At 62.9% G+C, this 22,287-nt stretch carries 26 protein-coding genes; 11 read left to right on the plus strand and 15 right to left on the minus strand.

The window, feature by feature from the left end; translation table 11 throughout:
- Window positions 1–43: 43 nt before the first annotated feature.
- Window positions 44–718: an ArsR/SmtB family transcription factor gene (locus NKJ93_RS27440; protein WP_352481377.1), complete on the minus strand. Its 675-nt coding sequence runs from the start codon at window positions 716–718 to the stop codon at window positions 44–46.
- 68 nt (window positions 719–786) lie between these two features.
- Between NKJ93_RS27440 and NKJ93_RS27445 the strand changes: the two genes are divergently transcribed.
- From NKJ93_RS27445 to NKJ93_RS27455, 3 genes are all read left to right on the plus strand, one after another.
- Window positions 787–1,002, plus strand: a complete 216-nt coding sequence (locus NKJ93_RS27445; RefSeq protein ID WP_352481378.1) for a DUF1127 domain-containing protein — start codon at window positions 787–789, stop codon at window positions 1,000–1,002.
- A 95-nt stretch (window positions 1,003–1,097) separates the two neighbouring features.
- Window positions 1,098–1,430: an NIPSNAP family protein gene (locus NKJ93_RS27450; protein WP_023718857.1), complete on the plus strand. Its 333-nt coding sequence runs from the start codon at window positions 1,098–1,100 to the stop codon at window positions 1,428–1,430.
- The gene (locus NKJ93_RS27455) at window positions 1,427–1,771 is read left to right on the plus strand and encodes an antibiotic biosynthesis monooxygenase family protein (RefSeq protein WP_352592326.1); all 345 of its coding nucleotides are present in this window, start codon (window positions 1,427–1,429) and stop codon (window positions 1,769–1,771) included. Before NKJ93_RS27450 ends, NKJ93_RS27455 begins: the two co-directional genes overlap by 4 nt.
- Before the next feature lie 6 nt (window positions 1,772–1,777).
- Here NKJ93_RS27455 and mbfA read toward each other — a convergent pair whose 3' ends face one another.
- The gene (gene mbfA / locus NKJ93_RS27460; protein WP_023718859.1) at window positions 1,778–2,761 is read right to left on the minus strand and encodes an iron exporter MbfA; all 984 of its coding nucleotides are present in this window, start codon (window positions 2,759–2,761) and stop codon (window positions 1,778–1,780) included.
- A 181-nt stretch (window positions 2,762–2,942) separates the two neighbouring features.
- Between mbfA and NKJ93_RS27465 the strand changes: the two genes are divergently transcribed.
- The 3 genes from NKJ93_RS27465 (at window position 2,943) to NKJ93_RS27475 (ending at window position 5,186) form a co-directional block, all read left to right on the plus strand.
- Window positions 2,943–3,260: a hypothetical protein gene (locus tag NKJ93_RS27465; RefSeq protein WP_023718860.1), complete on the plus strand. Its 318-nt coding sequence runs from the start codon at window positions 2,943–2,945 to the stop codon at window positions 3,258–3,260.
- A 202-nt stretch (window positions 3,261–3,462) separates the two neighbouring features.
- Window positions 3,463–4,440 carry a threonine/serine dehydratase family protein gene (locus tag NKJ93_RS27470; protein WP_352495447.1) on the plus strand — a complete coding sequence of 326 codons (978 nt, stop codon included), beginning with the start codon at window positions 3,463–3,465 and terminating at the stop codon, window positions 4,438–4,440.
- Window positions 4,441–4,532: 92 nt separating this feature from the next.
- Complete coding sequence (locus tag NKJ93_RS27475) at window positions 4,533–5,186, plus strand: glutathione S-transferase family protein (protein WP_352495448.1); 654 nt, start codon at window positions 4,533–4,535, stop codon at window positions 5,184–5,186.
- Window positions 5,187–5,222: 36 nt separating this feature from the next.
- Here NKJ93_RS27475 and NKJ93_RS27480 read toward each other — a convergent pair whose 3' ends face one another.
- From NKJ93_RS27480 to NKJ93_RS27495, 4 genes are read right to left on the minus strand one after another with little or no spacing between them, the layout of a single operon-like run.
- On the minus strand, window positions 5,223–6,359 hold the full coding sequence (locus tag NKJ93_RS27480) for an ABC transporter permease (RefSeq protein WP_023718863.1): 1,137 nt from the start codon (window positions 6,357–6,359) through the stop codon (window positions 5,223–5,225).
- Between the two features lie 8 nt (window positions 6,360–6,367).
- Window positions 6,368–7,288 carry an ABC transporter ATP-binding protein gene (locus tag NKJ93_RS27485; RefSeq protein ID WP_352592329.1) on the minus strand — a complete coding sequence of 307 codons (921 nt, stop codon included), beginning with the start codon at window positions 7,286–7,288 and terminating at the stop codon, window positions 6,368–6,370.
- The gene (locus NKJ93_RS27490; protein ID WP_023718865.1) at window positions 7,285–8,238 is read right to left on the minus strand and encodes an HlyD family secretion protein; all 954 of its coding nucleotides are present in this window, start codon (window positions 8,236–8,238) and stop codon (window positions 7,285–7,287) included. Before NKJ93_RS27490 ends, NKJ93_RS27485 begins: the two co-directional genes overlap by 4 nt.
- The gene (locus NKJ93_RS27495; RefSeq protein WP_023718866.1) at window positions 8,235–8,951 is read right to left on the minus strand and encodes a CerR family C-terminal domain-containing protein; all 717 of its coding nucleotides are present in this window, start codon (window positions 8,949–8,951) and stop codon (window positions 8,235–8,237) included. The genes NKJ93_RS27490 and NKJ93_RS27495 overlap by 4 nt, the downstream gene beginning before the upstream one ends.
- Before the next feature lie 88 nt (window positions 8,952–9,039).
- Here NKJ93_RS27495 and NKJ93_RS27500 point away from each other — a divergent pair, with 88 nt between their 5' ends.
- Genes NKJ93_RS27500 through NKJ93_RS27510 form a run of 3 tightly spaced genes read left to right on the plus strand, consistent with a single transcriptional unit; the run spans window position 9,040 to window position 11,308 of the window.
- Window positions 9,040–9,513: a CYTH domain-containing protein gene (locus tag NKJ93_RS27500; RefSeq protein ID WP_023718867.1), complete on the plus strand. Its 474-nt coding sequence runs from the start codon at window positions 9,040–9,042 to the stop codon at window positions 9,511–9,513.
- On the plus strand, window positions 9,510–10,454 hold the full coding sequence (locus tag NKJ93_RS27505) for a CHAD domain-containing protein (RefSeq protein WP_023718868.1): 945 nt from the start codon (window positions 9,510–9,512) through the stop codon (window positions 10,452–10,454). Before NKJ93_RS27500 ends, NKJ93_RS27505 begins: the two co-directional genes overlap by 4 nt.
- 41 nt (window positions 10,455–10,495) lie before the next feature.
- The gene (locus tag NKJ93_RS27510; protein WP_023718869.1) at window positions 10,496–11,308 is read left to right on the plus strand and encodes a C40 family peptidase; all 813 of its coding nucleotides are present in this window, start codon (window positions 10,496–10,498) and stop codon (window positions 11,306–11,308) included.
- A gap of 109 nt (window positions 11,309–11,417) precedes the next feature.
- Here the strand turns inward: NKJ93_RS27510 and NKJ93_RS27515 are convergent, their stop codons facing one another.
- Together NKJ93_RS27515 and NKJ93_RS27520 are read right to left on the minus strand one after the other, a co-directional pair.
- Window positions 11,418–12,212: a DUF6647 family protein gene (locus tag NKJ93_RS27515; RefSeq protein ID WP_156948065.1), complete on the minus strand. Its 795-nt coding sequence runs from the start codon at window positions 12,210–12,212 to the stop codon at window positions 11,418–11,420.
- 365 nt (window positions 12,213–12,577) lie between these two features.
- Window positions 12,578–13,381: a helix-turn-helix domain-containing protein gene (locus tag NKJ93_RS27520; protein WP_352592331.1), complete on the minus strand. Its 804-nt coding sequence runs from the start codon at window positions 13,379–13,381 to the stop codon at window positions 12,578–12,580.
- A 115-nt stretch (window positions 13,382–13,496) separates the two neighbouring features.
- Here NKJ93_RS27520 and NKJ93_RS27525 point away from each other — a divergent pair, with 115 nt between their 5' ends.
- A complete protein-coding gene (locus NKJ93_RS27525; protein WP_023718873.1) occupies window positions 13,497–14,357 on the plus strand; it encodes an SMP-30/gluconolactonase/LRE family protein in 861 nt (286 codons plus the stop codon).
- Between the two features lie 13 nt (window positions 14,358–14,370).
- Here the strand turns inward: NKJ93_RS27525 and NKJ93_RS27530 are convergent, their stop codons facing one another.
- The 4 genes from NKJ93_RS27530 to NKJ93_RS27545 form a co-directional block, all read right to left on the minus strand.
- The gene (locus NKJ93_RS27530) at window positions 14,371–16,083 is read right to left on the minus strand and encodes a SulP family inorganic anion transporter (protein WP_352495449.1); all 1,713 of its coding nucleotides are present in this window, start codon (window positions 16,081–16,083) and stop codon (window positions 14,371–14,373) included.
- Window positions 16,084–16,264: 181 nt separating this feature from the next.
- On the minus strand, window positions 16,265–16,534 hold the full coding sequence (locus tag NKJ93_RS27535) for a helix-turn-helix domain-containing protein (protein WP_023718875.1): 270 nt from the start codon (window positions 16,532–16,534) through the stop codon (window positions 16,265–16,267).
- 318 nt (window positions 16,535–16,852) lie between these two features.
- Window positions 16,853–17,554, minus strand: coding sequence for a phosphatase PAP2 family protein (locus NKJ93_RS27540; protein WP_023718877.1), 702 nt, complete (start codon window positions 17,552–17,554; stop codon window positions 16,853–16,855).
- Window positions 17,555–17,568: 14 nt separating this feature from the next.
- A complete protein-coding gene (locus NKJ93_RS27545; RefSeq protein ID WP_023679017.1) occupies window positions 17,569–17,907 on the minus strand; it encodes a hypothetical protein in 339 nt (112 codons plus the stop codon).
- A 202-nt stretch (window positions 17,908–18,109) separates the two neighbouring features.
- Here NKJ93_RS27545 and NKJ93_RS27550 point away from each other — a divergent pair, with 202 nt between their 5' ends.
- Window positions 18,110–20,116 carry a PhoX family protein gene (locus tag NKJ93_RS27550; RefSeq protein WP_352592334.1) on the plus strand — a complete coding sequence of 669 codons (2,007 nt, stop codon included), beginning with the start codon at window positions 18,110–18,112 and terminating at the stop codon, window positions 20,114–20,116.
- Between the two features lie 101 nt (window positions 20,117–20,217).
- Here NKJ93_RS27550 and NKJ93_RS27555 read toward each other — a convergent pair whose 3' ends face one another.
- From NKJ93_RS27555 to NKJ93_RS27565, 3 genes are all read right to left on the minus strand, one after another.
- Entirely contained in the window at window positions 20,218–20,898 is a 681-nt protein-coding gene (locus NKJ93_RS27555; protein WP_352592336.1) for a GNAT family N-acetyltransferase, read from the minus strand.
- Window positions 20,895–21,386 (minus strand): MarR family winged helix-turn-helix transcriptional regulator, encoded by a 492-nt coding sequence (locus tag NKJ93_RS27560; protein WP_352592339.1) that lies wholly within the window; start codon window positions 21,384–21,386, stop codon window positions 20,895–20,897. Before NKJ93_RS27560 ends, NKJ93_RS27555 begins: the two co-directional genes overlap by 4 nt.
- Before the next feature lie 137 nt (window positions 21,387–21,523).
- On the minus strand, window positions 21,524–22,285 hold the full coding sequence (locus NKJ93_RS27565) for an ABC transporter permease (RefSeq protein ID WP_023718882.1): 762 nt from the start codon (window positions 22,283–22,285) through the stop codon (window positions 21,524–21,526).
- Window positions 22,286–22,287 lie beyond the last annotated feature (2 nt).

The raw sequence follows: 22,287 nt of genomic DNA on the forward strand, positions 1-22,287 counted from the left end.
TCCGTGAAACGACGAATGCGTACTAGCGCGTCGAAGCGATCTGTCAGGCGAGAAACGTGTTCTCGAAGGCCTGCTTGCCTGCCGGTGAAAAGATCACGGCACGGCTGTCCTTCTCGCGCCGCGCCCATTTCTCGGCGAGGATCTTGTCGAGAATGGCGGCGCCCAGCGTGCCGGCAAGGTGCGAACGCCGCACGCTCCAGTCGAGGCACGCCCGGCACACCGGTCGCCGCGCTTTGGTATGGATGTCGATGCCGATCGCGGCGAAATGCGAGGCGGCCGACGGCCCAAGCTGGATCTCCTTGTCGTCGCGCAGGAGCACTTGTCGAGCGACAAGACGGTCCAGCATCGCCACCGCCTGCTCGCCGGCGAGGTGGTCGTAGCAGACCCGCGCCACGCGCATGGCCGCGTCGCGAGGGCCGGGTCGCACCCTCTGCGGCCCGACAGCAGCAGCGACGCCGGTGATGGCTTCGATCATTCCTGCCACCTGCGGGCCGGCGAGGCCGTAATAGCGGTGCCGTCCCTGGCTCGCCAGCGTCAGCAGCCCGCCTTCCATCAGCTTCGATAGATGGGAGCTCGCTGTCGGAAGCGACACGCCGGCTTCGAGTGCCAGTTCGCTCGCCGTCAGTGCTGTGCCGCCCATCAGTGCGGACAGCATGTTTGCCCGCGCCGGATCGCCGACCAGGCTGGCAATGCGGGCTATGTCAGGGCCTTCGCGCATAGTTCGTTCCTCATCGAAGCATCCTCGTCAGACAAGCATTAATCTCGATGCAAATCAAGGAGACGACGATGCCTGCAAGGACCATTCTCAGCGCCGCGCCTGCTCGCCGGCCGTTCCCGTTAATTGTCTTGCGCCGCTTGCGGCTGTGGCTCCTGAAGCGGTGGTACGACCGTCATTCGCAGCGCCTCGATCTCGCCGAAATCGACGATCATCTGCTGCGTGACCTTGGCCTGACACCCGAAGACGTCCGTCGCGAATACGCGAAATCCTTCTGGCAGGCATGATCAGCGAGGGATTGCCTAGCATATCGATCTTCGGAACGTTTCGACCCGGCTCGAACTGTGGTCGCAAGAAACATCCACCCGCCAAGGAGGCGAAAATGACCATTACCTGCTTCATCCGCTACGAGATCGATCCGTTCGGCAAGGCGGCGTTCGAGGAATATGCCCGCAATTGGGGGCAGGCGATCCCGCGCTGCGGCGCCGATCTGATCGGCTATTTCGCGCCGCACGAAGGCTCGGCCACCACGGCTTATGCCGCCTACAACATCGACAGTCTTGCGGCCTACGAAGTCTACCGCGCCCGGCTCGCCGCCGATCCCGCCGGCAAGGCGAATTACGAGTTCGCCCGGCGGGAAAAATTCATCCTGAAGGAGGATCGCATCTTCCTCAAGCTGGCCTCCGCGCCGCATGGTCCTTTGGTGAAGCCATGATCGCCGTCATCTTCGAGGTCGAGCCGGCGGCGGGCAAGCGCGAAGCCTACCTCGGCATCGCCGCCGACCTGCGGCCGCTGCTCGACGGCATCGACGGTTTCCTGTCGATCGAGCGCTTCCAGAGCCTTGCCGATCCGAACCGCATCCTGTCGCTGTCCTTCTGGCGCGACGAGGAAGCGGTGAAGGCCTGGCGCAACACGCAGGAACATCGGCAGGCCCAGAAAGCCGGGCGCGGCGGTATCTTTGCCGACTATTGTTTGCGCATCGCCCACGTCGTGCGCGACTACGGCCTGACCGAACGCGCCGAGGCGCCAGCAGACAGCCGGGTGGTGAACGGATAGGGGCTGCTATGCATTCCCGATCAGCACCCCTGCCGCAAACACCAGCGCGCCACCCAGCACCACCTGGAAGGCGGCGCGCCAGAATGGCGTCTGCATATAGCGGTTCTGCACGAAGGCGATCGCCCACAGCTCGAAGAAAACCACCACGGCGGCGACAATGGTCGCCGTCCAGAAAAGCGGGATGAGATAGGGCAGCGCATGGCCGAGCCCGCCCAGCGTTGTCATGACGCCGACGGTCAGACCGCGTTTTGCCGGCGAGCCGCGGCCCGACAACTTACCGTCGTCGGAGGCCACTTCGGTGAAACCCATCGAGATGCCGGCGCCGATCGAGGCAGCAAGCCCGACCAGAAAGGTCTGGAACGTGTCGTGCGTGGCAAAGGCGGCGGCAAAGATCGGCGCCAGTGTTGACACCGACCCATCCATCAGCCCCGCCAGCCCCGGTTGTACGTAGGTCAGGATGAACTGGCGCTGCTCGGCCGCCGCCTCTTCGTCCTTGACCGCGCCCGGCACATGCTTTTGTTCGAGCCGCTGCGCTAGTGTCTCGTGGCCCTGTTCTGCGATCGCCAGATCGTCGAGCAGCTTTCGCGTCGACGCATCGCCTGTGCGCTTGGCCGCCTCGACATAGAACAGGTAGGCCTGCCGCTCCATGGCCTCGGCTTGGCTGCGCACATGATCGACGCCGAGCGGCCTCACCAGCCAGTCCGGTTTGCGCTCGTAATAACCCTTCACATGTTCGCGCCGGATCAGCGGTATCCGCTCGCCGAAACGCTTGCGGTAAAGCTCGATCAGTGAATCGCGATGGCCGTCCTCTTCCTCCGCCATCTCTTCGAACACCTTGGCCGATTGCGGAAAGCTTTCCGCCAGCCCGTCGGCATAGGCGCGATAGATGCGCCCGTCATCCTCCTCGGAGGAGATGGCGAGCGCCAGGATCTCCTGCTCCGAGAGCGATTCAAAGGAACGGCGGCCGAGGCCGAAAACGCGGGAAAGCATGAGAAATTCACCCTAGTTTAGAATAGTTCTAAACTATGACCTTGCACGTCGCCGGTCAATCGTGCGTGCTCCACTCATGCTCAAAAGCTACAGATTTCGAAACCTCGAGCAGGTCGTCGTTTGCTATCGGTGAACGTTCACTTATATAACCGAATCTGAACCAAGAGAAAGGAACCCGCAGATGCCGGAAAAACAGCAGCCGTTTGATCCCAAACCAGTCCTCGACCTGATCGCCAACATCGAGGCGGATCTGCAGCGCCTGAAAGGCCTGGTCGAGCAGCAGGTCGAAAAATTCGATCCCGCCAATCCGCACAACAAGGCTCCCGATGGCAAGTTGACTGAGGAGGGTGTCGAGTGCTGCTATCGCCTGTTCGACGAGGGCAAGTCGCGCTATTCGGTCGCCCAGCAGATGAAGATCTCCTTCGCCGCCGCCACCCACCGCTTCAACACCTGGCGTAAGATGGGCGGTCCCAAACGGCAAAAGACGCTGTTGGGGTGAGGAGCGGCGGCCAAGCCGGTCAATCGGCAACGATTTGTCGATTGAAGCGACGACCGCATGGCGGAGAGACGAGGAGGCGGCAGGTGGCAGGCACGCTCCTCTCCTGCCTGCAAGACGAATTGTAACCGTCACATTTTTTCATTGGTGCGCGGCCTCCCTTTCCGTGCACCATAGGCGGTCTCATTTCTTGCAGGACCTCGCCATGACCACCCCTCCCGGCATCGCCGATATCCGCAGCGCAGCAGCGCGATTGTCCGGCCTGATCGTCGAAACGCCGCTGATCGAATCGCCGGAGCTGAACAAGCGCTTCGGCGCCAGGATCCTGTTCAAGCCCGAGACGTTGCAGCGCACCGGCTCCTTCAAGTTCCGCGGTGCATACAACAAGCTCTCCTCGCTCTCGGCGGAAGAACGCGCTGGCGGCGTCGTCGCCTTCTCGTCGGGTAATCACGCGCAAGGCGTTGCCGCCGCAGCGGCGATGTTCGGCGTCAAGGCCGTCATCGCCATGCCCACCGATGCGCCGGCGATGAAAGTCGGCAATGTCAGGAAGATGGGCGCGGAAGTGATCACCTTCGACCGGGTCCGCGACGATCGCACTGCCGTCGTCCGTTCTTACGTGGAAAGGGGCATGGTCCTGGTGCCGCCCTACGACGATCCGGCCATCATCGCCGGCCAGGGCACGATCGGCCTCGAATTGATGCGCCAAGCAAGCGCGCTTGGCGTCAGCCTGGATGCGGTAGTCGTTCCCTGCGGCGGTGGCGGCTTGAGCAGCGGCATTTCGATCGCGGTCAAGGACGCCTCACCGGGCACCGCCGTCTGGGCCGTGGAACCCGAGCATTTCGATGACACACGCCGCTCGCTGATCAAAGGCGCCAGGGTGTCGAACGCGCCCGGCCACACCTCGATCTGCGATGCCCTTCTCGTCGCCGAGCCGGGCGCGATCACTTTCGAGATCAACCGCAAGAATCTCGCCGGCGCCATCACCGTTTCCGACAAGGCGGTGGCACAGGCGATGCGCGATGCCATGGCTTGCCTGAAGCTGGTCGTCGAACCTGGCGGTTGCGTCGGCTTGGCCGCGCTGTCGTCAGGCGAGATCGACCTTGCCGGGAAATGCATTGCCGTGGTGCTCTCCGGTGGCAATGTCGATCTCAGCACCTATGCCGAGATCATTGCTGCCGGCTAGGATAGCAACCAGTTCCAGGTCATGTGCCGATTCGAGGTGCTTGAGCGTCCGTTGCGCCCGGTCGAACCGGTACCCTTCAAAGACTGAGATCAATGAAACTGTTCTTCAGCCGCAATCCCAATCCTCGCCTCGCGGTCGCGGTGGCACGGTATCTCAAAGCCAAGGTCGAGTTCGAATTCGCCTCTCCCTTCGCTCCGGGGCAGGCCGAGCGCTTTCGGCCGCTCAATCCAAATCTTTCATTGCCTATCCTTGTGGGCTTGGGAAAAAGCCTCTGGGAGGCCGACGCCATAGCCTGCCGGTTTTCACGCGACACGCATTCGCATTTCTGGCGCACCGGCGACGACGAGCCCGAGATGATCCGATGGCTGAGTTGGGGCAAAGAGAACTTCGCAAGAGCCTGCGACGTCGTGCATTTCGAACGCGGGACCAAACAGCGCTATGGGCTCGGCCCGATCGATCAGGCGCGGGTTGAGGAGGGCCTGAGCGACTTCAGCACCGCCGCCGCAATACTTGATGCCGAGCTTTCCGAGCGAGATTGGCTGGTCGGAAGTTCGGTTTCCTATGCCGACTTTCGAATGGCGACGTTTCTGCCCTTCAACGACGTCGCCCGATTGCCGCTCGATGATTATCCTTCTGTCGGTCGCTGGTATCGGCAGCTTGAAGAAATCGACGCCTGGCGCGATCCCTTCGAAGGGCTCAATGCGCCTGAATTGGCGCCGGTCCCGGGTCAGGCCAAGCCGGTGTGAATCTCGGTCATTTGCACAAGCGGATCGAGTTCGACCCTAATCCAACGTCCGGCGGAACCGCACCAGCGCCACGCCGGCGAACAGCGCCACGAACACCACCAGCCAGCCGATCTCCGTTGCCACCGCCGGCAGCTCGGCGCCCTTCAGCATCACCGCGCGGATGATGCGCAGGAAATGCGTCAGCGGCAGCACCTCGCCGAAAATCTGCGCCCAGTCCGGCATGCCGCGATAGGGGAACATGAAACCGGACAGCATGATCGACGGCAGGAAGAAGAAGAAGGTGAGCTGCAGTGCCTGCATCTGCGTGCGGGCAATCGTCGAGATCGTATAGCCGAGCAGCACCAGCGCCAGCACGAAGATCAGGACGGCCGTCAACAGCAGCGACATCGATCCGGTGAAGGGGATGGCGAACAGAAGCTTCGATGCCGCCAGCACCACCAGCACCTGCACGGCGCCGACCGCCAGATACGGCAGCACCTTACCCAGCATGATCTCGAGCGGGCTGGACGGCATCGCCAGAAGGTTCTCCATCGTGCCGCGCTCGGTCTCACGCGTCAGCGCGATCGAGGTCATCATTACCATCGTCATCTGCAGGATGACGCCGAGCAGGCCGGGCACGATGTTGTATTGCGATACGGCTTCCGGATTGTAGCGCCGGTGCACTACGACCTGGAGCTGGCCCCGGGCAGCTTCGGCCGCTGTCTCCTGCATGCCGCGCGCCCTGAGCAGCGCCTGGTTGGCAACGGTGCCGAGCGTCGAGATGGCGCCGCTGGCGACGGCCGGGTCGGTCGCATCCGCCTCGATCAGGATCTGCGGGCTGTCGCCACGCTCGACCCGTCGGGCGAAATCGGCGGGAATGGTGACGACGAAGGCAACGTCGCCGCGCGCCATCAGGAATTCGGCTTCGGCGGCACTTTGCGCGACATGGTCGAAGCGGTAATAGCCGGTGGTCTGCAGCGCCGAAACCATGGCTCGCGTGTAAGGATCGCTGCTCATCGCCACCAGCGCTGCCGGCAGGCTCTTCGGATCGTTGTTGATGGCATAGCCGAACAGCACCAGCTGCATCAGCGGCACGCCCAGCATCATGGCGAAGGTGATGCGGTCGCGCCGCATCTGGATGAACTCCTTGATCAGCAGCGCACCGAGCCTGGCGAAGGAAAAGACGCTGTTTATCCCGTTCTTCATCCCATATTGTCCTTCGAACCGGACATGAACTGGATGAACACATCCTCCAGGCTGGTCTCGCCGGGCGAGACCCTGACGCCCTTGTGGTCTTTCTCGACGTCGGCGAGCGCTGCCTGAAGCGCCGTCCTGTCGGAGCCGACTACATGCAGCGCCGCGCCGAACGGCGCCACCTGGTCGACGCCTGGGCGGCCATGAAGTGCGGCAGCGACCTGATCGAGCCGCGGCCCTTGCAGGACGAAGGTGGTCAGCCCGGCATTCCTCACCACGTCCTCAACCGTGCCGGTGGCCAGCATCTTGCCATAGGAGATGTAGCTGATGCGGTGGCAGCGCTCGGCCTCGTCCATGTAATGGGTGGAGACCAGCACGGTCAGCCCGCCGCTCGCCAGCCGGTGGATCTCGTCCCAGAATTCGCGCCGCGCCTTCGGGTCGACGCCAGCCGTCGGTTCGTCGAGCAGCAGCAGTTTCGGCTTGTGCATGATGCAGGCGGCCAGCGCCAGCCGCTGCTTCCAGCCGCCGGACAAGGTGCCGGCCAGTTGGTTTCTGCGTGATGTCAGGCCGAGCTCCTCAAGCGTCTTGGCCACATGTTCGTCGAGCGGCTTCAGCCGGTAGAGCCGTGCCACGAATTCGAGATTCTCGCCGATGGTGAGGTCTTCGTAGAACGAGAATCTCTGCGTCATGTAGCCGACTTCGCGCTTGATCCGCAGGCTGTCGGTGCGGATGTTGAAGCCCAGAACCGTGCCTTCACCCTCATCGGGCGTCAGCAAGCCGCACATGATGCGGATGGTCGTCGTTTTGCCCGAGCCGTTCGGCCCGAGGAAGCCGACGATCTCGCCCTCGGCCACGGTCATCGTCACATGGTCGACGACAGTCTTGTCGCCGAAGCGTTTGACCAGGCCGTGCACGTCGATGACGTTCATTTTCCGATGTCCGCCAGATCGACGTCGACGATCTGCCCGGGCTGCAATGCGCTGGCGTCGCCTTCCGGCCGCGCTTCGACCAGATAGACCAGCTTTTGCCGGGTCTCGAGCGAGTAGATCACCGGCGGCGTGAATTCCGGATCCGGCGACACATAGCTGACGCGTGCCTTCACGCCCGATCCGCAACCATCGCAATGGACGTTGAGCAGCGTGCCGACCTCGACCGAGGAGAACGCGCTTTCCGGCACATAGACGCTGAGCTTCACTGCGCCGTCCGGCAGTATGGAGATGACCGGCGCGGTCGGCCCGGCTGTATCGCCGGGATAGCGGATGACATCGTTGACCCTGCCGGGCGAGGGCGCCGTGAGCACACGCTTCGACAGTCGCCATTGCGCTTGCTCCAGCGCCGATTGCGCCTGCCTGACCTGATTGTCGGCGGCCTTGATCGTCTCCGGCCGTGCCGGCAGGCCGCCGACAGCGAGATTGGCTTCCGCCTGGCCGACCTGCGCGTTGGCCGTCTCCAGCGCCGCGGAAGCCGTATCATAATCGGCCTGCGTGCCGGTGCCGCGTTTGAACAGATCGCTGGCGCGGCTGTATCTGCGTTTGGCGTCGGCGGCCTGCGCTTTGGCCATGTCGACCTGCGCCCTGAGCACTGCAATCTCTTCCGGCCGCTTGCCGACCTGCAGGTCGGCAAGTTGCGCCTGGGCCTGCGCGAGGGCCGCCTCGGCCTGCGCGATGGCGATCTTGGCGTCGGCGTTTTCCAGCGTCACCACCGGCGTGCCGGGCGCTACGCGGTCGCCGCGCTTGACCGCAATCGTCTCGACCTGGGCCACCTCGATCGGCGCCAGCAGCACATAATCGCCCTCGACGTAGCCGACGGCGAGCGGTGCTGCCGGCGCGCAGGCGCTGAAAAGCTGGGCGGCAAGCGGCAAAGAACAGAGCAGGCTCATGATCCACGATCCTTCCGGACAGCCAAATCGCGCCGAGCTAAAATCGCGCTGAGATTGTCGGTTACTGTTGCCGCGATCTTGCCGGCCTCGTCATCGCCGATCTCGCGCCAGCCCATCCGGCGCATAACCGCCTCGCGGCCGATGCGGAAATAGACGACCTGGCCAATCAGCGTGAATACGGTGAGTTTAGTGCGCTCGCTCTCGGCCGGCTCGCCCGTCGACTGTTCCCAGATCAGGCAGAGCCGGTGATGCGCCGGTTCGAACACGCCGTCATAGATACGGTCGAGCGCGGCGGTTGGATGCGACAGCTCACGCAGGACGAACTGTACAATCTCGCCGGCTTCCGGCCTTGCCGCGATGAAGGCGACCATCCGCTCCAGTGCGACGGCTAAATGTGCCCGCGCGGCCTCGGTGTCCGCCAATGCCGCGGGCGGCGCTTGCAGATTGCCGATCGCCTGGCCCGCAATGGTCTGGATGGTGTCTACGATGTAGTCGGCCGCCGCGTTGCGGAGCCCTTCCTTGCCGCCGAAATGATAGGCGATCGAGCCGATATTGGCCTTGGCCTCAGCCGCGATCTGGCGCGTCGACGTGCCGTCGAAACCCTGGCGTCCGAACAGCTTCAGCGCCGCGCGCACGAGGGCCGTCCGCGTCATATCCGCGGCAGTCTTGGGCGCTTCATGAGGAAGGCCGCTGGCACTGGGCGATTTGATCATGGTCTATACTTTAATCAATCGAATGATTAAAGTCAACTGCGGTCAAGCGGCTTGCCAACTCTGGCCGTGCGCGCTTTAGTGCCTCGCCATGGGCAAGGAAATCGAGCGTAAATTCCTGGTCTCAGGTGAGGAATGGCGGGGAATGGTCAAGGCGGACATTCATATCCGTCAATTCTATCTTGTCGCCGAGCCTACCCGCACGGTGCGTGTGCGCATCAGCAATGATGCCGCTGCCAAGCTGACGCTCAAGTTCGGCAGCCAGGCCCGCGAGCGCGATGAATTCGAATATCCGGTGCCTTTGGCGGAGGCGCAAGAGATGCAGGCCTTTGCCATCGGACGTGTCATCGAGAAGACACGCCACCATGTTAGACACCGCGGCTATCTCTACGAAGTCGATGTCTTCGGCGGGACGCTTGCGGGGTTGGTGATCGCCGAGCTCGAGACGCAGGAGGATGTACCGGACGAAATGCTGCCAGATTGGCTCGGCCGCGAAGTCACCGGCGAGCCGAGATTTTACAACGCGTCGCTCGCCCTTGGGGGGATTCCGGAGATCGTCGCATGAGCTTTCGTATCGATCCGCGCATGTCGCTGACCGGCGAGGTCAGGCGCATCCTCGCCGAGGAGATCGGCAGGGCGCTCGTTCATCTGGACGCGGCGCATGACAGGCCCGAACAGGCGCTGCACAAGTGCCGCAAGCGGTTGAAAAACGTCCGCGCTTTACTGCGCCTAGTTCGTTCCGGGGACGAAACATTCTGCGTGACCGAGAATCAGTGCTACCGCCAGGTGGCGGCCCTGCTTGCCGGTCCGCGTGAGGCGACTGCGCTGGTCGAAACAATCGACCGGCTGGCGGCAAGCTTTCCCGAGCAAAGTGCCGGCGGCGGTCTCGGTGCCGTCCGCGACAGGCTCGTCGCGCGCCAGCATGAGCTGCATGTCGGAGCGGGCCTCGACGCTGCGATAGGCGCGGCGGTTGCCGCTTGCGAGGAAGGTGTCGTCCGCATCGACAAGCTCGCTTTGCCCGACCAGCCGGAGCAGGCTGCCGACGTGCTCGCCGAAGGCGCGCGCATCACTTTGCGCCGCGCCAGGAAAGCGCTGGACAAGGCCGCTTCGCGCGGCGCGGCCGATGATTTTCACGATCTGCGCAAGGCGGCCAAGACGCATGGCATGCATCTGTCGCTGCTCGGCAGGCTGTGGCCGACGCCGATCAAGACGCGGCGCAAGGCCGTCGACGAACTGGGCGAGCGGCTCGGCGAACTGCACGATGTGCTCGTCATGCGCGCGCTTCTCGATGCCGAGGACCAGCCGCTTGGCCCCGCTGAGGAGACGCGGTTGCTTGGCAAGCTGCTGAAGCGCTCGGAAAAGGGCCTGAAAAAAACCTGCCTCGCCGAGGCGGCCGAGCTTTTCGGCGACAGTCCGAAGCGCTCGACGAGGAAGCTCGCCCGTAAGGTGCGCGAGGATCTCATAGCGGTACCGCACGAAGACGCCGGCGCGCCTGGCGTGGGCTGATCATGGTCTAATTTGTCGCCCTGTGGTAATCGCCGTCTGGCATGACCGAGCCCGGCGACACGCTTCTGGACCGACTTGGCCGCTGGCTTGCCGGCCGGCTGCAGGAGGAATCGTCCGGCTACGAGCCTTACACGCCGTCGGACGCCGAAACGCTACGCCGCACGCTCGAGCCCGGCGACATCCTGCTCATCGAAGGCAACCAGAAGATCTCGGCGGCGATCAAATACCTCACCCAGTCGACCTGGTCGCATGCCGCCTTTTATGTCGGCGATGCATTGCCGGAGCCCGAGGACGGGTCGGAACGGCGGCGCCTGATCGAGGTCACGCTCGGCGATGGCTGCATCGCCGTGCCGCTGTCGCGCTACCGCAGCTACAACACCCGCATCTGCCGGGCGAGCGGCCTGGCTCCCGACGATCGCGAAGCGGTCGTCGCCTTCATGATCGGCAGGCTGGGTCTCAGATACGATCTCAAGAACATATTCGACATGCTGCGCTACTTCTTGCCGACGCCGCCGGTGCCGGTGCGCTGGCGCCGCCGCATGCTGGCTTTCGGTTCCGGCGACCCGACGCGCGCCATCTGCTCGTCGCTGATCGCCGAGGCTTACGGCCAGATCCGCTACCCGATCCTACCCGAGATTACCCGCGCGCCCGGCCGTGCCTCGGCCCAGTCGAGCTATTCGCGCAAGGAAATCCTGCACATCCGCCATCACTCGCTCTACACGCCGCGCGACTTCGACCTGTCGCCCTATTTCCGCATCGTCAAGCCGACGCTGGAATACGGCTTCGACTACCGGCAGATGGTCTGGGATGACAAGGCGGTCGCGGCCGCTCCGGAGACGAAGACCGCCGGATAGCCGCTCGATCTTGTGGTTTGAGCATGGGGCCTCCGAGAACCGGTTTTGCGGCCGATACTCTGGGGTAAGAAGCTCAGTCAGACTGGCTGCCCCCGAAGCGGCTTCAGCATCAATACAGGCAGTTCGTGCGAACCAACAGCGTGAAAGGATCGAGCTCAAATTCCTTCAGAAGGTCGCTGCCGAACAAGGCAAGCCACCGCTCTTGCGCCTCAAAGGCCGCCTTCTCGCGTTCTTCCGCGCATGCAAACTTCAGCCCGGCCACGGTTTGGACGTGATGGACCAACTCATGCACAAGTACCGACAGCTCCGCCGGGGTGCCGCCTGTCCAGCCCTCCGGCAAGAAGATAGTCCGTGCTTCGTCATCGTAGATAGCAATAACAGTGGGCTGCTTGCCAACATTGTCCGGACTGGCAAAATTGGGGCTGCTGTTCCAGCGATCCGCCGCCACGTCGCGAAACCGCAAACCTGCCATCCTGCGCGCAGGTACGAAGCTTACCGCCGGGGGCTCTTCGATCGACGGAAGGCCGAGTTCAGACGAAAGCCATACCGCTATTGCCATTAGCGCGGCCGGCTGCGAGCGGTCAGACATCTTCATGGGAGCAAGAGCACCAGGTGCGCCGGGCAATTGGATGCCGGGCCGGGCGGGATCGGGTCCCATAAGCTCCGAGTCGCCCGCGGGCGCGGCAAGCGTCGCTGATGCTACTACACCGGGTGCGCTGAGCAATTCGATATAAGGCAGGACCAACGGCGGCAATCCTGAGCCTGGATCGGCATTGGGTCCTCTAAGCTCCGGCTCGTCCGCGGACGCGGCAAGTGTCGCCGCCAGGATCACGCTTAGGACGCAAGGCAAGCATGCCCTTAAGAGCGCGCTCATGGTCACGACCTCCTTGATCGGCAGCGCCATCAATTTGGGAGACACCGCCGTGATGAAGAAACAACGCCACGAAAGAGCGTTCAGGTTTGCATTGCGGTCAACGAATGCGACGGCTTCGCGACGTGCTCCCGTAACCTGCGAAGCGATGCATAAATTACTGGCCGGTGTCCCGTGCGCACCTCCTGACGCCGGCCCCGGACTGCAAAGCAGCCTGGATAATCACAGGCTCACCCTACGCAAGCCGATGTCCATGCACATCGGCACGGTCACCCAATTTATAGGCGCCGCTTGCCTAGTTTTCGGCGCGCCTGCCTAGTCTTCGCGGCTTACAAGGCGTCTGTGGAGGACAGCAGCCTAAACCCAAGAATCCGACCTCAGTCGTTCCGTGATTTGACCTAGGCCGGCAGACGTCGTCCGTTTGCGGCGGCCGCAACTCGATCGTCCGTCCGCGCGCCTGCGTCGCGCGGATGTGGCCCGATCGGCATGATCACCGGGAACGGCGTTGCGCCGAACGCAAACGTCCATTTGTAGCCGACCAGCCCGTCTTCGGGCGTCGTGTGCTGGTCGTGATGAGCAAGCAATTTGGCGCGCTCCGCCAATTCCTCCGCCTCGCGCCTGACCATTTCCGCCGTTTCCGGCCGCATCCGCCTGGAGAAGCTGACGAACGTCGCCTCGCGCTCAAGATGGGTGATGGCCCAGCCGATGAAATTCTTGTTGGTCATCTCGAACAGCGGCCGCAATGGCCCGTCGAAATTCCACTGGATCGGCGCCTCGACCAGCAGCCTTGCCGACAGGCCGCCACCAAGCGCGACCAGGCCGAGTTCCTCGAGGTCGCGCAGATAGAGGAACATCGAAGCCTCGCTCAACCCTTGTGAGCGCATGATGCCTTCTGGCGTGAATTTCTCGGAAAGCATGACGAATACGAACAGCAGTGCCGGCCGCCCGGCGAGCCTGCGCTCGATCTCCGGCGCGATCCGGTTGGCAGGTCCCGGTCCCCTGTTCATCGAGCCGAGCACGTTCTCCAACTCCACGCCGGCGGCATCGCAGATCTCGATCAGCCGGTCGAGCTTGCAGTTGCGCTCATGGAAGATGCGCTTCACCGTCGGCTCGGAAACGCCCATCCGCTCGGCAAGGACACGGTAGGTCACGCCCTTGGCCTTAAGCGTCCGCTTCAGCGCTTCGAAGATCGGGCCGTTCATGGGATGCACCTCTTTTACGCGATTTGGTATCAGCCTTCGGTACTAGTCCCGATACATCTTCCCGAAAAGTATCGAAAAGCCTAGCTCTCCCCCATTCCATTACAGGAGACTAGCCATGAAGAGCCTCTTCACCTCGATACTTCTCGCCCTGGTCGGCATCGCCGCCGCGCCGGCAGTTCAGGCGGCCGAACTCTGGCGCGCTACCGGGCTTGAGCAACCGGAATCGGCGCTGTTCGATGCCGCCGGCAAACGCATCATCATCTCCAATATCGTTGGCAATCCCGGCGACGCCGACGGCAATGGATACCTGTCGGTCCTGTCTGTGGACGGCAAGATGGTTACGCAACATTGGACCGACGGCATGGACGCGCCCAAGGGCATGGCGATTGCCGACGGCAAACTCTACGTCGCCGACCTCACCCATGTGCGCGTCGTCGATCTCGCAAGCGGCAAGCTAACATCGACGATCGACTTGCCGAACGCGGTCTTCCTCAACGACGTGACCGCCGACGCGTCCGGCAAGGTCTACGTCACAGATATGCTTGCCGATACGATCTATCGCATCGACGGCGACCGGCCCGAACTGTTCGTCAGGGATGCGGCGCTTGCTTCGCCGAATGGCATCTTCGCCGATGGCGGCCGGCTGATCGTCGCTTCCTGGGGCAAGGGCATCAAGCCCGATTTCAGCACCGCGGAGCCGGGCGGCCTGCTCTCGGTCGATCTCGCCACCAAGGCAATTGCGTCACTGCCCGGCGCAGAAAAGTTCGCTAACCTCGATGGCGTCGTCGCCATCGGCGGCAGCGTTTACGCCACCGCGTATATGACCGGCACGCTCTACAGCTACAAAGCCGGCGGCACGCCGCAAGCGGTTGCGACGTTCAAGCCGGGCAGCGCCGACATCGGCACCGACGGCAAGTCGACAATCTTCGTGCCGCTGATGAACGACGGCGAGATCGCGGCATTAGGCCTCGACTAAGCCAGCCATCGGCTCAGGCGGCGGGCGCGGCTTTCTTCAGCTGCGCCCGCGCATCCGTGATCGAGGCGGCATAAGTCACCAGCGGCCGCTTGACGCCGTGGTTGATCAGCATGCGGCGTATCTGCGGTGAAGCGCCTAATATAATGAAGCGAACGCCGGCGCGGCTGGCCTTGTGGGCCGCGCCCTCGATGACATTGGCCGCCGTCGAATCGAAGAACGGCACCGCCGAACAATCGAGGATGAAGTTCCTGCGCTGGTCGGCGATGCGGTCCAGCACCGTGCCGACGGTCGAGGCGGCGCCGAAGAAGAAGGCGCCCGATATCCGGTAGACGACAGTATCGGCATCGCTCGCCTCGCTGGAATCATAAGCGCTGGCGCGGTCGGCGACGTCTTCCTGCACCAAGGATTGATGGTCCGCCTCCACCGCGATGCTCTTGGCCATGCGGTCGATGAACAGGATTGAGCCCAGCGCAAAACCGACGACGATGCCTTCAGTCAGGTCGCGGAAGATGACGATCAGGAACGTCGCCATCAGTACCAGCGCATCGCCGCGCGAGGCGCGCAGCAAGGTGGCGAAGGCCTGTTTCTCGAACATGTTCCAGCACACCACCGCCAGCACGCCGGCAAGTGCTGCAAGCGGGATATAGCTGGCCAGCGGTGCCGCCACCAGCATCAGGGCAAGCAGGATGGCCGAGTGCATCATGCCTGAGACCGGTCCATGCGCGCCGGCCCGTACATTGGTCGCGGTGCGGGCAATGGTGCCGGTGGTGCAGATACCGCCGAACAAGGCGGAGGCGATATTGGCGAAGCCCTGCGCCACCAACTCGCAATTGGAGCGATGCCGCCTTCCGGTCATGCCGTCAGCGACGACGGCCGACAGCAGCGATTCGATCGCCCCGAGCAGCGCAAAGGCGATGGCGTCCGGCAGCACGTCGATTATCCTGTCGAGGCTGAGCGGCGGGAAGGCCGGCCATTGCAGGCTGCGCGGGATGCCGCCGAAGCGCGTGCCGATCGTTTCGGCCGGCATGGCGAGCAATGCCACGACGAGTGATGCCAGCCCGATGGCAATCAGCATGGCCGGCCACTTCGGCCGAAACCGCTTCAACAGCGCAATGGTGATGATGGTCAGTGCCGCCACCGCGGTTGCGGCGAGGTTGATCGTTCCGGCCGCCTCGCCGATGGCCATCAGCTTGGGCACCAGCGGCCCCGGTTCCTTGCCGGCGAGCTTCAGCCCGAAGAGTTCGACGATCTGGCCGGAGAAGATGATGACGGCGATGCCGGCGGTGAAGCCGACGGTCACCGGATACGGGATGAACTTGATGTAGGTGCCAAGCCCGAGATAGCCGATGGCAAGCAGGAACAGGCCGGCCATCATCGTCGCCAGCAGCAAGCCGTCGACGCCAACTCGCGCCACCGTCGCAGCCACCAGCACAATGAAGGCGCCGGCCGGGCCGCCGATCTGGAAACGGCTGCCGCCAAGCGCCGAGACCAGGAAGCCGCCAATGATCGAGGTGTAGAGCCCGCGCTCCGGCGTCACGCCTGAAGCAATGGCAATTGCCATCGACAGCGGCAGCGCCACGATGGCGACAGTCAGCCCGGCGATGGCATCCGCCTTGAAGTGCGCGAGCGTATAGCCCTCGCGCAGCACCGTCACCAGCTTCGGCGTGAACAGTTCGGAAAATGTCGGCCGTGCCGGTTGATGCACTGCCCGCCGGGTCTGATCCATCGAGTGCCTTCCCCATGAAACCAAGGAGGCGGCGGGATCGTCGGCAGGACTGTCGGCGGTCGCCGTCGCGACTTGGAGCGGCGTGCGTCCAAATCGACGCACAGGTACGCTCCAACACTTTTGAACCGCGCATTGGACTATCCGAAAATCGATTTCGATTTTCGGCGATGCGGCAGTACCGTCAGCCTTGCGGGTTCTGCGGCGTGACAGGCTTGAGGCGAACGCCCCTGCCGCCACGCTCGCTCGCCTGGTTGTCGCCGATCAGCTCGACCCCGGCCTCTTCAAGGGCCTGGATGACCTTCATCAGCGTATCGACCACGCCCCGGACCACGCCGTCGCTCGCTTCCATGCGCTGAATGGTTGGAAGCGAAACCCCGGCGCGCTCGGCGAGCGTCTTCTGATCGATGCCGGCCAGCGCCCTCGCGGCACGCATCTGCGCGGCAGTGATCATCGGCCATAACCCCCGTCTGAGTCTGCGATATCACGTGTAATACCTTCATTATGATGGTTCAAGCATCATCTTGCATATGTGAAACATGCAGCACTCTTTGCCAGCCGATGCGCTAGCATGCTACAATTTCGGCATCGTTTGGCGGGACATCCATTGCGATCCCGATTTCACAGGCAACGACTCAAAAAGGATGAGCAGGTGAAGATATTCAATGCGTTGGCGACCTCGACAGCCTTGCTGTCGATGGTTTTCCTGCTGGCAGGCTGCGGTCACGGCCTGATCAACAGGCTGATTTGACCGCAAATCGACTGACATGAGTCAGGTGCCGCCGGCCCGCCCGAGCCATCGCTGCAGGAACCGGGCCGCAAGCCAGCACAGCATCGCCCAGGCAAAGCCGGCGCACCAGCCGGCCAATACGTCGGAGGGCCAGTGGACGCCGAGATAGATGCGGCTGATGCCGACCACCACCGTCGTCAGCACCGCCAGACCGAGCACATAGATCTTCGTTGTCCGCCCGGGCAAAAACCGCGCCGCCATGCTGCCCAGCGTCAAATATGTCACCGCCGACAGCATGGCGTGGCCGCTCGGAAACGAAAGTGATGCCACGTCGGCGAGATGCGAGACCAGATCGGGGCGCGGCCGATCTATATCGAACTTGAGCACGCTTGACAGGACCTGGCCGCCCGCTACCGCGATGAACATGAGAAGCGCCGCGCCTGGCCTGCGGATGAGGAGCAGATAGACGATCATTGCTGCCGTGATCAGCACCAACACGCTGGCGCTGCCGAGGCTGGTGATGTCGCGCATCGCTCCTTCCAGCCACGCCGGTCCGATCGGATTGTCGGGTTGGCCGGCCTTGCGGAAGGCAAGCAGGATTTCGGTATCGAAGGCATGCGGCGTAGTGGCCCGCGCCATCTCCATTAGCTCCTCGAACCCCCACAGCCCGCCGGCAATGATCAGCCCGGCCAGCAGAACCGGGAACTCCAGCCAGTTGCGCAGTCTGCTTGCGGTCTTCTTCATCGGCCCGATCGCAGTTACAGCCTTTGCAGATAGGGCCCGAGCGTGATCAGCGCCACAGCTGCGATGGCAAGCACAATGCCGGTTGCCTGCAAGGCATTGACGCGTTCGCCGAAGAAGACCAGCGCCACCACATTCACCGACACCAGCTGGATCACCGCCGACAGGCTGAACGACACCGACATGCCGAATTCACGGATCAGCCTCAGCATGATCAGATTGCCCAGCGAATAGAGCGCCAACGTCAGCACGATCTTGCCGAGGCTCGGCGCCAGCCCCCACTGTTTTGCGGCCATCGCCGCCAGCAGGAAGATCACCGTCGAAACGCAGAGCTGCCCAAGTCCCCAGAAACTCACTTTTGTTCCTCCCGATGCGGTCCCTACGCGCCTGCCGCAGCTCTTGTTTCCGAAGCGCCGGTCGCGGTCAAGCGGGACTGATGTTGGATACGAAATCGCAGGTGGCAATTAGCCGGCATGTCATCAAACTGTGACCTGCCGGTAATACCGGATTGGCCAGGCAACACGCTCCAGCAATCCATCCAGCCAGAGGCAGGCCCCCATGACTGAACAGCGCTCGACCGAACATCGCACCCCTGACGCCCATTTCCGCACCAGCCTGCTCGAGGAAAACGATGGGCCAGGAGCCAATCCCAGCGACAACCGCACCATGGGTGAGATCATCGCCGCGCGGTTCTCGCGCCGCGGCTTCCTCAAGGGCTCGCTTGCCGTCTCGGCCATAGCCGCTACCGTCAGCCCGCTGGCGCTGATCACCGCCGACAACGCCCGCGCCGCCGAAGGCTCCGCCTTCGCTTTCGACGAGCTCGAGGCCGGCATCGACGACAAGCATCACGTTGCACCCGGTTATGACGCCGACGTGCTGCTGCGCTGGGGCGATCCGCTGTTCGCCGATTCGCCGGAATTCGATCCGACAAAACAGTCGGCGGAAGCCCAGGCCAGACAATTCGGCTACAACAATGACTATGTCGGTTATATCCCGATCGACGGCTCGGCCGAGCACGGCCTGCTGGTGGTCAACCACGAATACACCAATCCGCACCTGATGTTTCCGGGCCTCGTCACCATCGTCGATGGCAAAGCCAAGCAGGCGCCTCTCAGCAAGGAACAAGTCGACGTCGAGATGGCCGCGCATGGCGGCACCATTGTCGAGATCCGCAAGGAAGCCGGCAAATGGCAGGTCGTTCGCGACGGCAAGCTCAACCGCCGCATCACCTCCAACACCGAGATCGCGCTGTCCGGCCCCGTCGCCGGCCACGACCGCGTCAAGACCAGCGCCGACCCGACCGGCACGAAAGTTGTCGGCACCGTCAACAATTGTGCCGGCGGCGTCACGCCGTGGGGCACCTATGTCATGGCCGAGGAGAACATCCACGGCTATTTCTCGGGCGAGCTGCCGCAAGGCCACAAGGAAGCGGCCAATTACAAGCGGCTCGGCATTCCCGAAGGTGCTTATGAATGGGCAGCGCATTACGACCGTTTCGACATCGGCAAAGAGCCGAACGAGCCGAACCGCTTTGGCTGGATCGTCGAGGTCGACGTCCAGGATCCGACTTCGGTGCCGAAGAAGCGCACCGCAATGGGCCGCTTCAAGCATGAGGGCGCCGAATCGATCGTCGCCAAGGATGGCCGTGTCGTCTTCTACCTCGGCGACGACGAGCGCTTCGACTATGTCTATAAGTTCGTCACCACAGGCAAGTTCAATCCGGACGACCGCGCCGCCAATATGGATTTGCTCGACGACGGCACCTTGCATGTCGCCAAGTTTGCCGACGACGGTTCGGTCGAATGGCTGCCGATCGTCTTCGGCCAAGGGCCGCTGACGGCGGAGAACGGCTTTGCCAGCCAGGCCGACGTGCTGATCGAGACGCGCCGCGCCGCCGACCTGCTCGGCGCCACCAAGATGGACCGCCCTGAAGACATCCAGCCCAATGCCGCCAACGGCAAGGTCTATGTCATGCTGACCAACAATTCGAAGCGCAAGGCCGATCAGGTCGACGCCGCCAACCCGCGTGCCGAAAATGCCTTTGGCCACATCATCGAGATCGTCGAGGACGGTGGCGATTTTGCCGCCACCAAGGGCAAGTGGGAGGTGCTCTTGAAATGCGGTGATCCCTCGGTTGCGGCAGTCGGCGCCACCTTCTCGACCGCAACCACGGCCAATGGCTGGTTCGGCATGCCGGACAATTGCGCGGTTGATTCGACCGGCCGCCTCTGGGTCGCCACCGACGGTCAGGGTCCGAAGGCCACTGGCCGCACCGACGGTCTGTGGGCGGTCGATACGGAAGGGCCGGCGCGGGCGACCTCAAAACTGTTCTTCCGCGTGCCGATCGGCGCCGAAATGTGTGGTCCCCTGTTTGCGCCGGACGACCAGACCGCTTTCGTTGCCGTCCAGCATCCAGGCGACGGTGGCGAGGACTGGGAGGCTTTCGGCCGTCCGTCCTACTATGAGGATTTGTCGACCCGCTGGCCCGACTTCAAGCCGGACATGCCGGTGCGGCCGGCGGTCGTTGCCATCACCAGGCAAGGTGGTGGCAAGATCGCGGTCTGACACGCAGCAAGGTCTTGCAGTCTCAAGGAAGGATTTCGGCGATACGAAATCCTTCCTTTCCGATACGGGATGCATCCATGCTGCGCATCATGCGCCGACTATCATTCGGTGCGCTGAACCACGGCCACATTCATTGTATTTCGCAACCTGAAGCCAATGGACTCGTACAATCTAATGGCCGTGGCGTTGCTGGCATAGGCGTGGAGATAGGGAACTTCGCCGCGTGCCACTATCCGGTTTGCCACGAATATTGACAACAGCTTGCCCAGGCCACCGCCGCGAAATTCCGGATGTGAGCACACCCCGCTGAGTTCGGTATAGCCAGGTTGCTTCATGCGCTCGCCGGCCATCGCCGCAAGTCTGCCCTCGATTTTCACACCCCAAAAATCGCCCAGGCTCAAGGCTTCGAGCGTGAATGGGCCAGGCTTGGTGACCAACGCCAGAGCCAGCATCTCAGCGGCGTCGTCTCGCGTCAGACGTTGCACGCGCTGGTCGGAGACGATCTGCAACGGCTGCTCGGCAATCATCTGAACCCCGGCTGCGGTCGACGTCGCGGAAAGCCCCGTGGGCAGAGCAATGGCGTCCGCTTGAAGCAGGATCACACTCTCGCCTGGGGAGACAAGCTTTTCAAGCGCCCGCAGGCTTTCCGCGTCGTCCGCGCCAGTGGCGGCGAAAGGAACAATCAACGGCCGATATCGCCTGGCGAGGTTTCCACCTTGCGCGAAGGCCTGATGTCGCGTCTGAAGCGCGCTCCAGATCGGGCGGTCAAGCAGGTGTTTCATTGCACGGCATCTCTCGGTTTTGGTGCACGACGGTCGAGAGGAGCCGCGGCGAGGCCGTCCTCGATGGCGGCCAACTGATCGAGAAGCGGCCCCGAAAGATCCGCGCACAGATCCGCGACGGCGTTCTCGATGCGCGACCAGACCTCGCGCTTTGCGACATCGACCAGCCGCCGGCCGTCCCTGGTGAGGGAGACGATCCTGCGCCGCTGGTCATCGATCGACGGACTGACCTCGAGCAATCCCAACTCGGCGAGAAGCGAGACGCTTCGCGTTACGCCTGGCTGCGCGATGCCAAGGGATTGCGCCAGTTCCCCGACAGGCAGGGGGCCTAGCCTGTCGAGCGCGGCCAGCAGTGGGTACTGGCTCGCCTGAACCGGAACATCCAGCCGGTCGAGAAGGCGCTGCGCCTCCGCTTGCAGTTGCTCGCCTATACGCTTCATCCTGCTGCCCAGGCACAGGAAGCCAAGCGATCGTATGACGTCTTCCATAGGCCAATCCGCCTCGCGATAAATCATAATATGATATATAACAAAACATGAAGGTCAAGGGGCTATCGTTGCAGGGGCTGCACTCAGTGCTGTTTCCGTTGATCGATAAGGCTGCTTTGCTTGGCAAGGCCAATCGATCAGTTGCGCAGCCGGTAGCCGGTTCTGAAGATCCAGGCGACGATCGCTATGCAGACAAGCAGGAAGACCACCGTCATGCCGAGGCTGACGCCGACCGAAACGTCGGATTTGCCGTAGAAGCTCCAGCGGAAGCCGCTAACCAGGTAGACCACCGGGTTGAACAGCGTCACCGTGCGCCAGATGCCGGGCAGCATGTTGATCGAATAGAAGCTGCCGCCGAGGAAGGTCAGCGGTGTGATGATCAGCAGCGGCACCAGCTGCAGTTGCTCGAAGCTTCTTGCCCAGATGCCGATGATGAAGCCGAACAGGCTGAAGGTCACGGCCGTCAGCACCAGGAAAGCGAGCATCCAGAACGGATGCTCGATCGTCAGCGGCACGAACAGCGAGGCCGTCGCCAAAATGATCAGGCCAAGCACGATCGACTTTGTCGCCGCACCTCCGACATAGGCGATGACGATCTCCAGATAGGACACCGGCGCCGACAGCAATTCGTAGATCGAGCCGACGAATTTCGGAAAGTAGATGGCGAAGGAGGCGTTGGAGATCGACTGCGTCAGCAGCGACAGCATAATCAGCCCCGGCACGATGAAGGCGCCGTAGCTGATGCCGTCGATCTCGGTGATGCGCGAGCCGATGGCCGAGCCGAAGACGACGAAATAGAGCGACGTCGAAATGACCGGCGAAACGATGCTCTGCAGCACAGTGCGAAGGGCGCGCGCCATCTCCACCCGATAAATCGCCCATACCGCATGAAGGTTCATGG

The organism is Mesorhizobium sp. M0028 (assembly GCF_040323855.1).
Taxonomy (GTDB): domain Bacteria; phylum Pseudomonadota; class Alphaproteobacteria; order Rhizobiales; family Rhizobiaceae; genus Mesorhizobium.

Coding starts and splice junctions, on each gene's coding strand:
- NKJ93_RS27485 (WP_352592329.1), bottom strand. CDS start 7,288: ATGAACGTCATCGACGTGCACGGCCTGGTCAAACGCTTCGGCGACAAG.
- NKJ93_RS27555 (WP_352592336.1), bottom strand. CDS start 20,898: ATGAAACACCTGCTTGACCGCCCGATCTGGAGCGCGCTTCAGACGCGA.
- NKJ93_RS27495 (WP_023718866.1), bottom strand. CDS start 8,951: ATGATCAAATCGCCCAGTGCCAGCGGCCTTCCTCATGAAGCGCCCAAG.
- mbfA (WP_023718859.1), bottom strand. CDS start 2,761: ATGCTTTCCCGCGTTTTCGGCCTCGGCCGCCGTTCCTTTGAATCGCTC.
- NKJ93_RS27520 (WP_352592331.1), bottom strand. CDS start 13,381: ATGAACGGCCCGATCTTCGAAGCGCTGAAGCGGACGCTTAAGGCCAAG.
- NKJ93_RS27560 (WP_352592339.1), bottom strand. CDS start 21,386: ATGGAAGACGTCATACGATCGCTTGGCTTCCTGTGCCTGGGCAGCAGG.
- NKJ93_RS27530 (WP_352495449.1), bottom strand. CDS start 16,083: ATGGATCAGACCCGGCGGGCAGTGCATCAACCGGCACGGCCGACATTT.
- NKJ93_RS27565 (WP_023718882.1), bottom strand. CDS start 22,285: ATGAACCTTCATGCGGTATGGGCGATTTATCGGGTGGAGATGGCGCGC.
- NKJ93_RS27475 (WP_352495448.1), top strand. CDS start 4,533: ATGAAACTGTTCTTCAGCCGCAATCCCAATCCTCGCCTCGCGGTCGCG.
- NKJ93_RS27445 (WP_352481378.1), top strand. CDS start 787: ATGCCTGCAAGGACCATTCTCAGCGCCGCGCCTGCTCGCCGGCCGTTC.
- NKJ93_RS27525 (WP_023718873.1), top strand. CDS start 13,497: ATGAAGAGCCTCTTCACCTCGATACTTCTCGCCCTGGTCGGCATCGCC.
- NKJ93_RS27490 (WP_023718865.1), bottom strand. CDS start 8,238: ATGAGCCTGCTCTGTTCTTTGCCGCTTGCCGCCCAGCTTTTCAGCGCC.
- NKJ93_RS27450 (WP_023718857.1), top strand. CDS start 1,098: ATGACCATTACCTGCTTCATCCGCTACGAGATCGATCCGTTCGGCAAG.
- NKJ93_RS27440 (WP_352481377.1), bottom strand. CDS start 718: ATGCGCGAAGGCCCTGACATAGCCCGCATTGCCAGCCTGGTCGGCGAT.
- NKJ93_RS27515 (WP_156948065.1), bottom strand. CDS start 12,212: ATGGCGCTGCCGATCAAGGAGGTCGTGACCATGAGCGCGCTCTTAAGG.
- NKJ93_RS27505 (WP_023718868.1), top strand. CDS start 9,510: ATGAGCTTTCGTATCGATCCGCGCATGTCGCTGACCGGCGAGGTCAGG.
- NKJ93_RS27550 (WP_352592334.1), top strand. CDS start 18,110: ATGACTGAACAGCGCTCGACCGAACATCGCACCCCTGACGCCCATTTC.
- NKJ93_RS27455 (WP_352592326.1), top strand. CDS start 1,427: ATGATCGCCGTCATCTTCGAGGTCGAGCCGGCGGCGGGCAAGCGCGAA.
- NKJ93_RS27540 (WP_023718877.1), bottom strand. CDS start 17,554: ATGAAGAAGACCGCAAGCAGACTGCGCAACTGGCTGGAGTTCCCGGTT.
- NKJ93_RS27510 (WP_023718869.1), top strand. CDS start 10,496: ATGACCGAGCCCGGCGACACGCTTCTGGACCGACTTGGCCGCTGGCTT.
- NKJ93_RS27465 (WP_023718860.1), top strand. CDS start 2,943: ATGCCGGAAAAACAGCAGCCGTTTGATCCCAAACCAGTCCTCGACCTG.
- NKJ93_RS27500 (WP_023718867.1), top strand. CDS start 9,040: ATGGGCAAGGAAATCGAGCGTAAATTCCTGGTCTCAGGTGAGGAATGG.
- NKJ93_RS27470 (WP_352495447.1), top strand. CDS start 3,463: ATGACCACCCCTCCCGGCATCGCCGATATCCGCAGCGCAGCAGCGCGA.
- NKJ93_RS27535 (WP_023718875.1), bottom strand. CDS start 16,534: ATGATCACTGCCGCGCAGATGCGTGCCGCGAGGGCGCTGGCCGGCATC.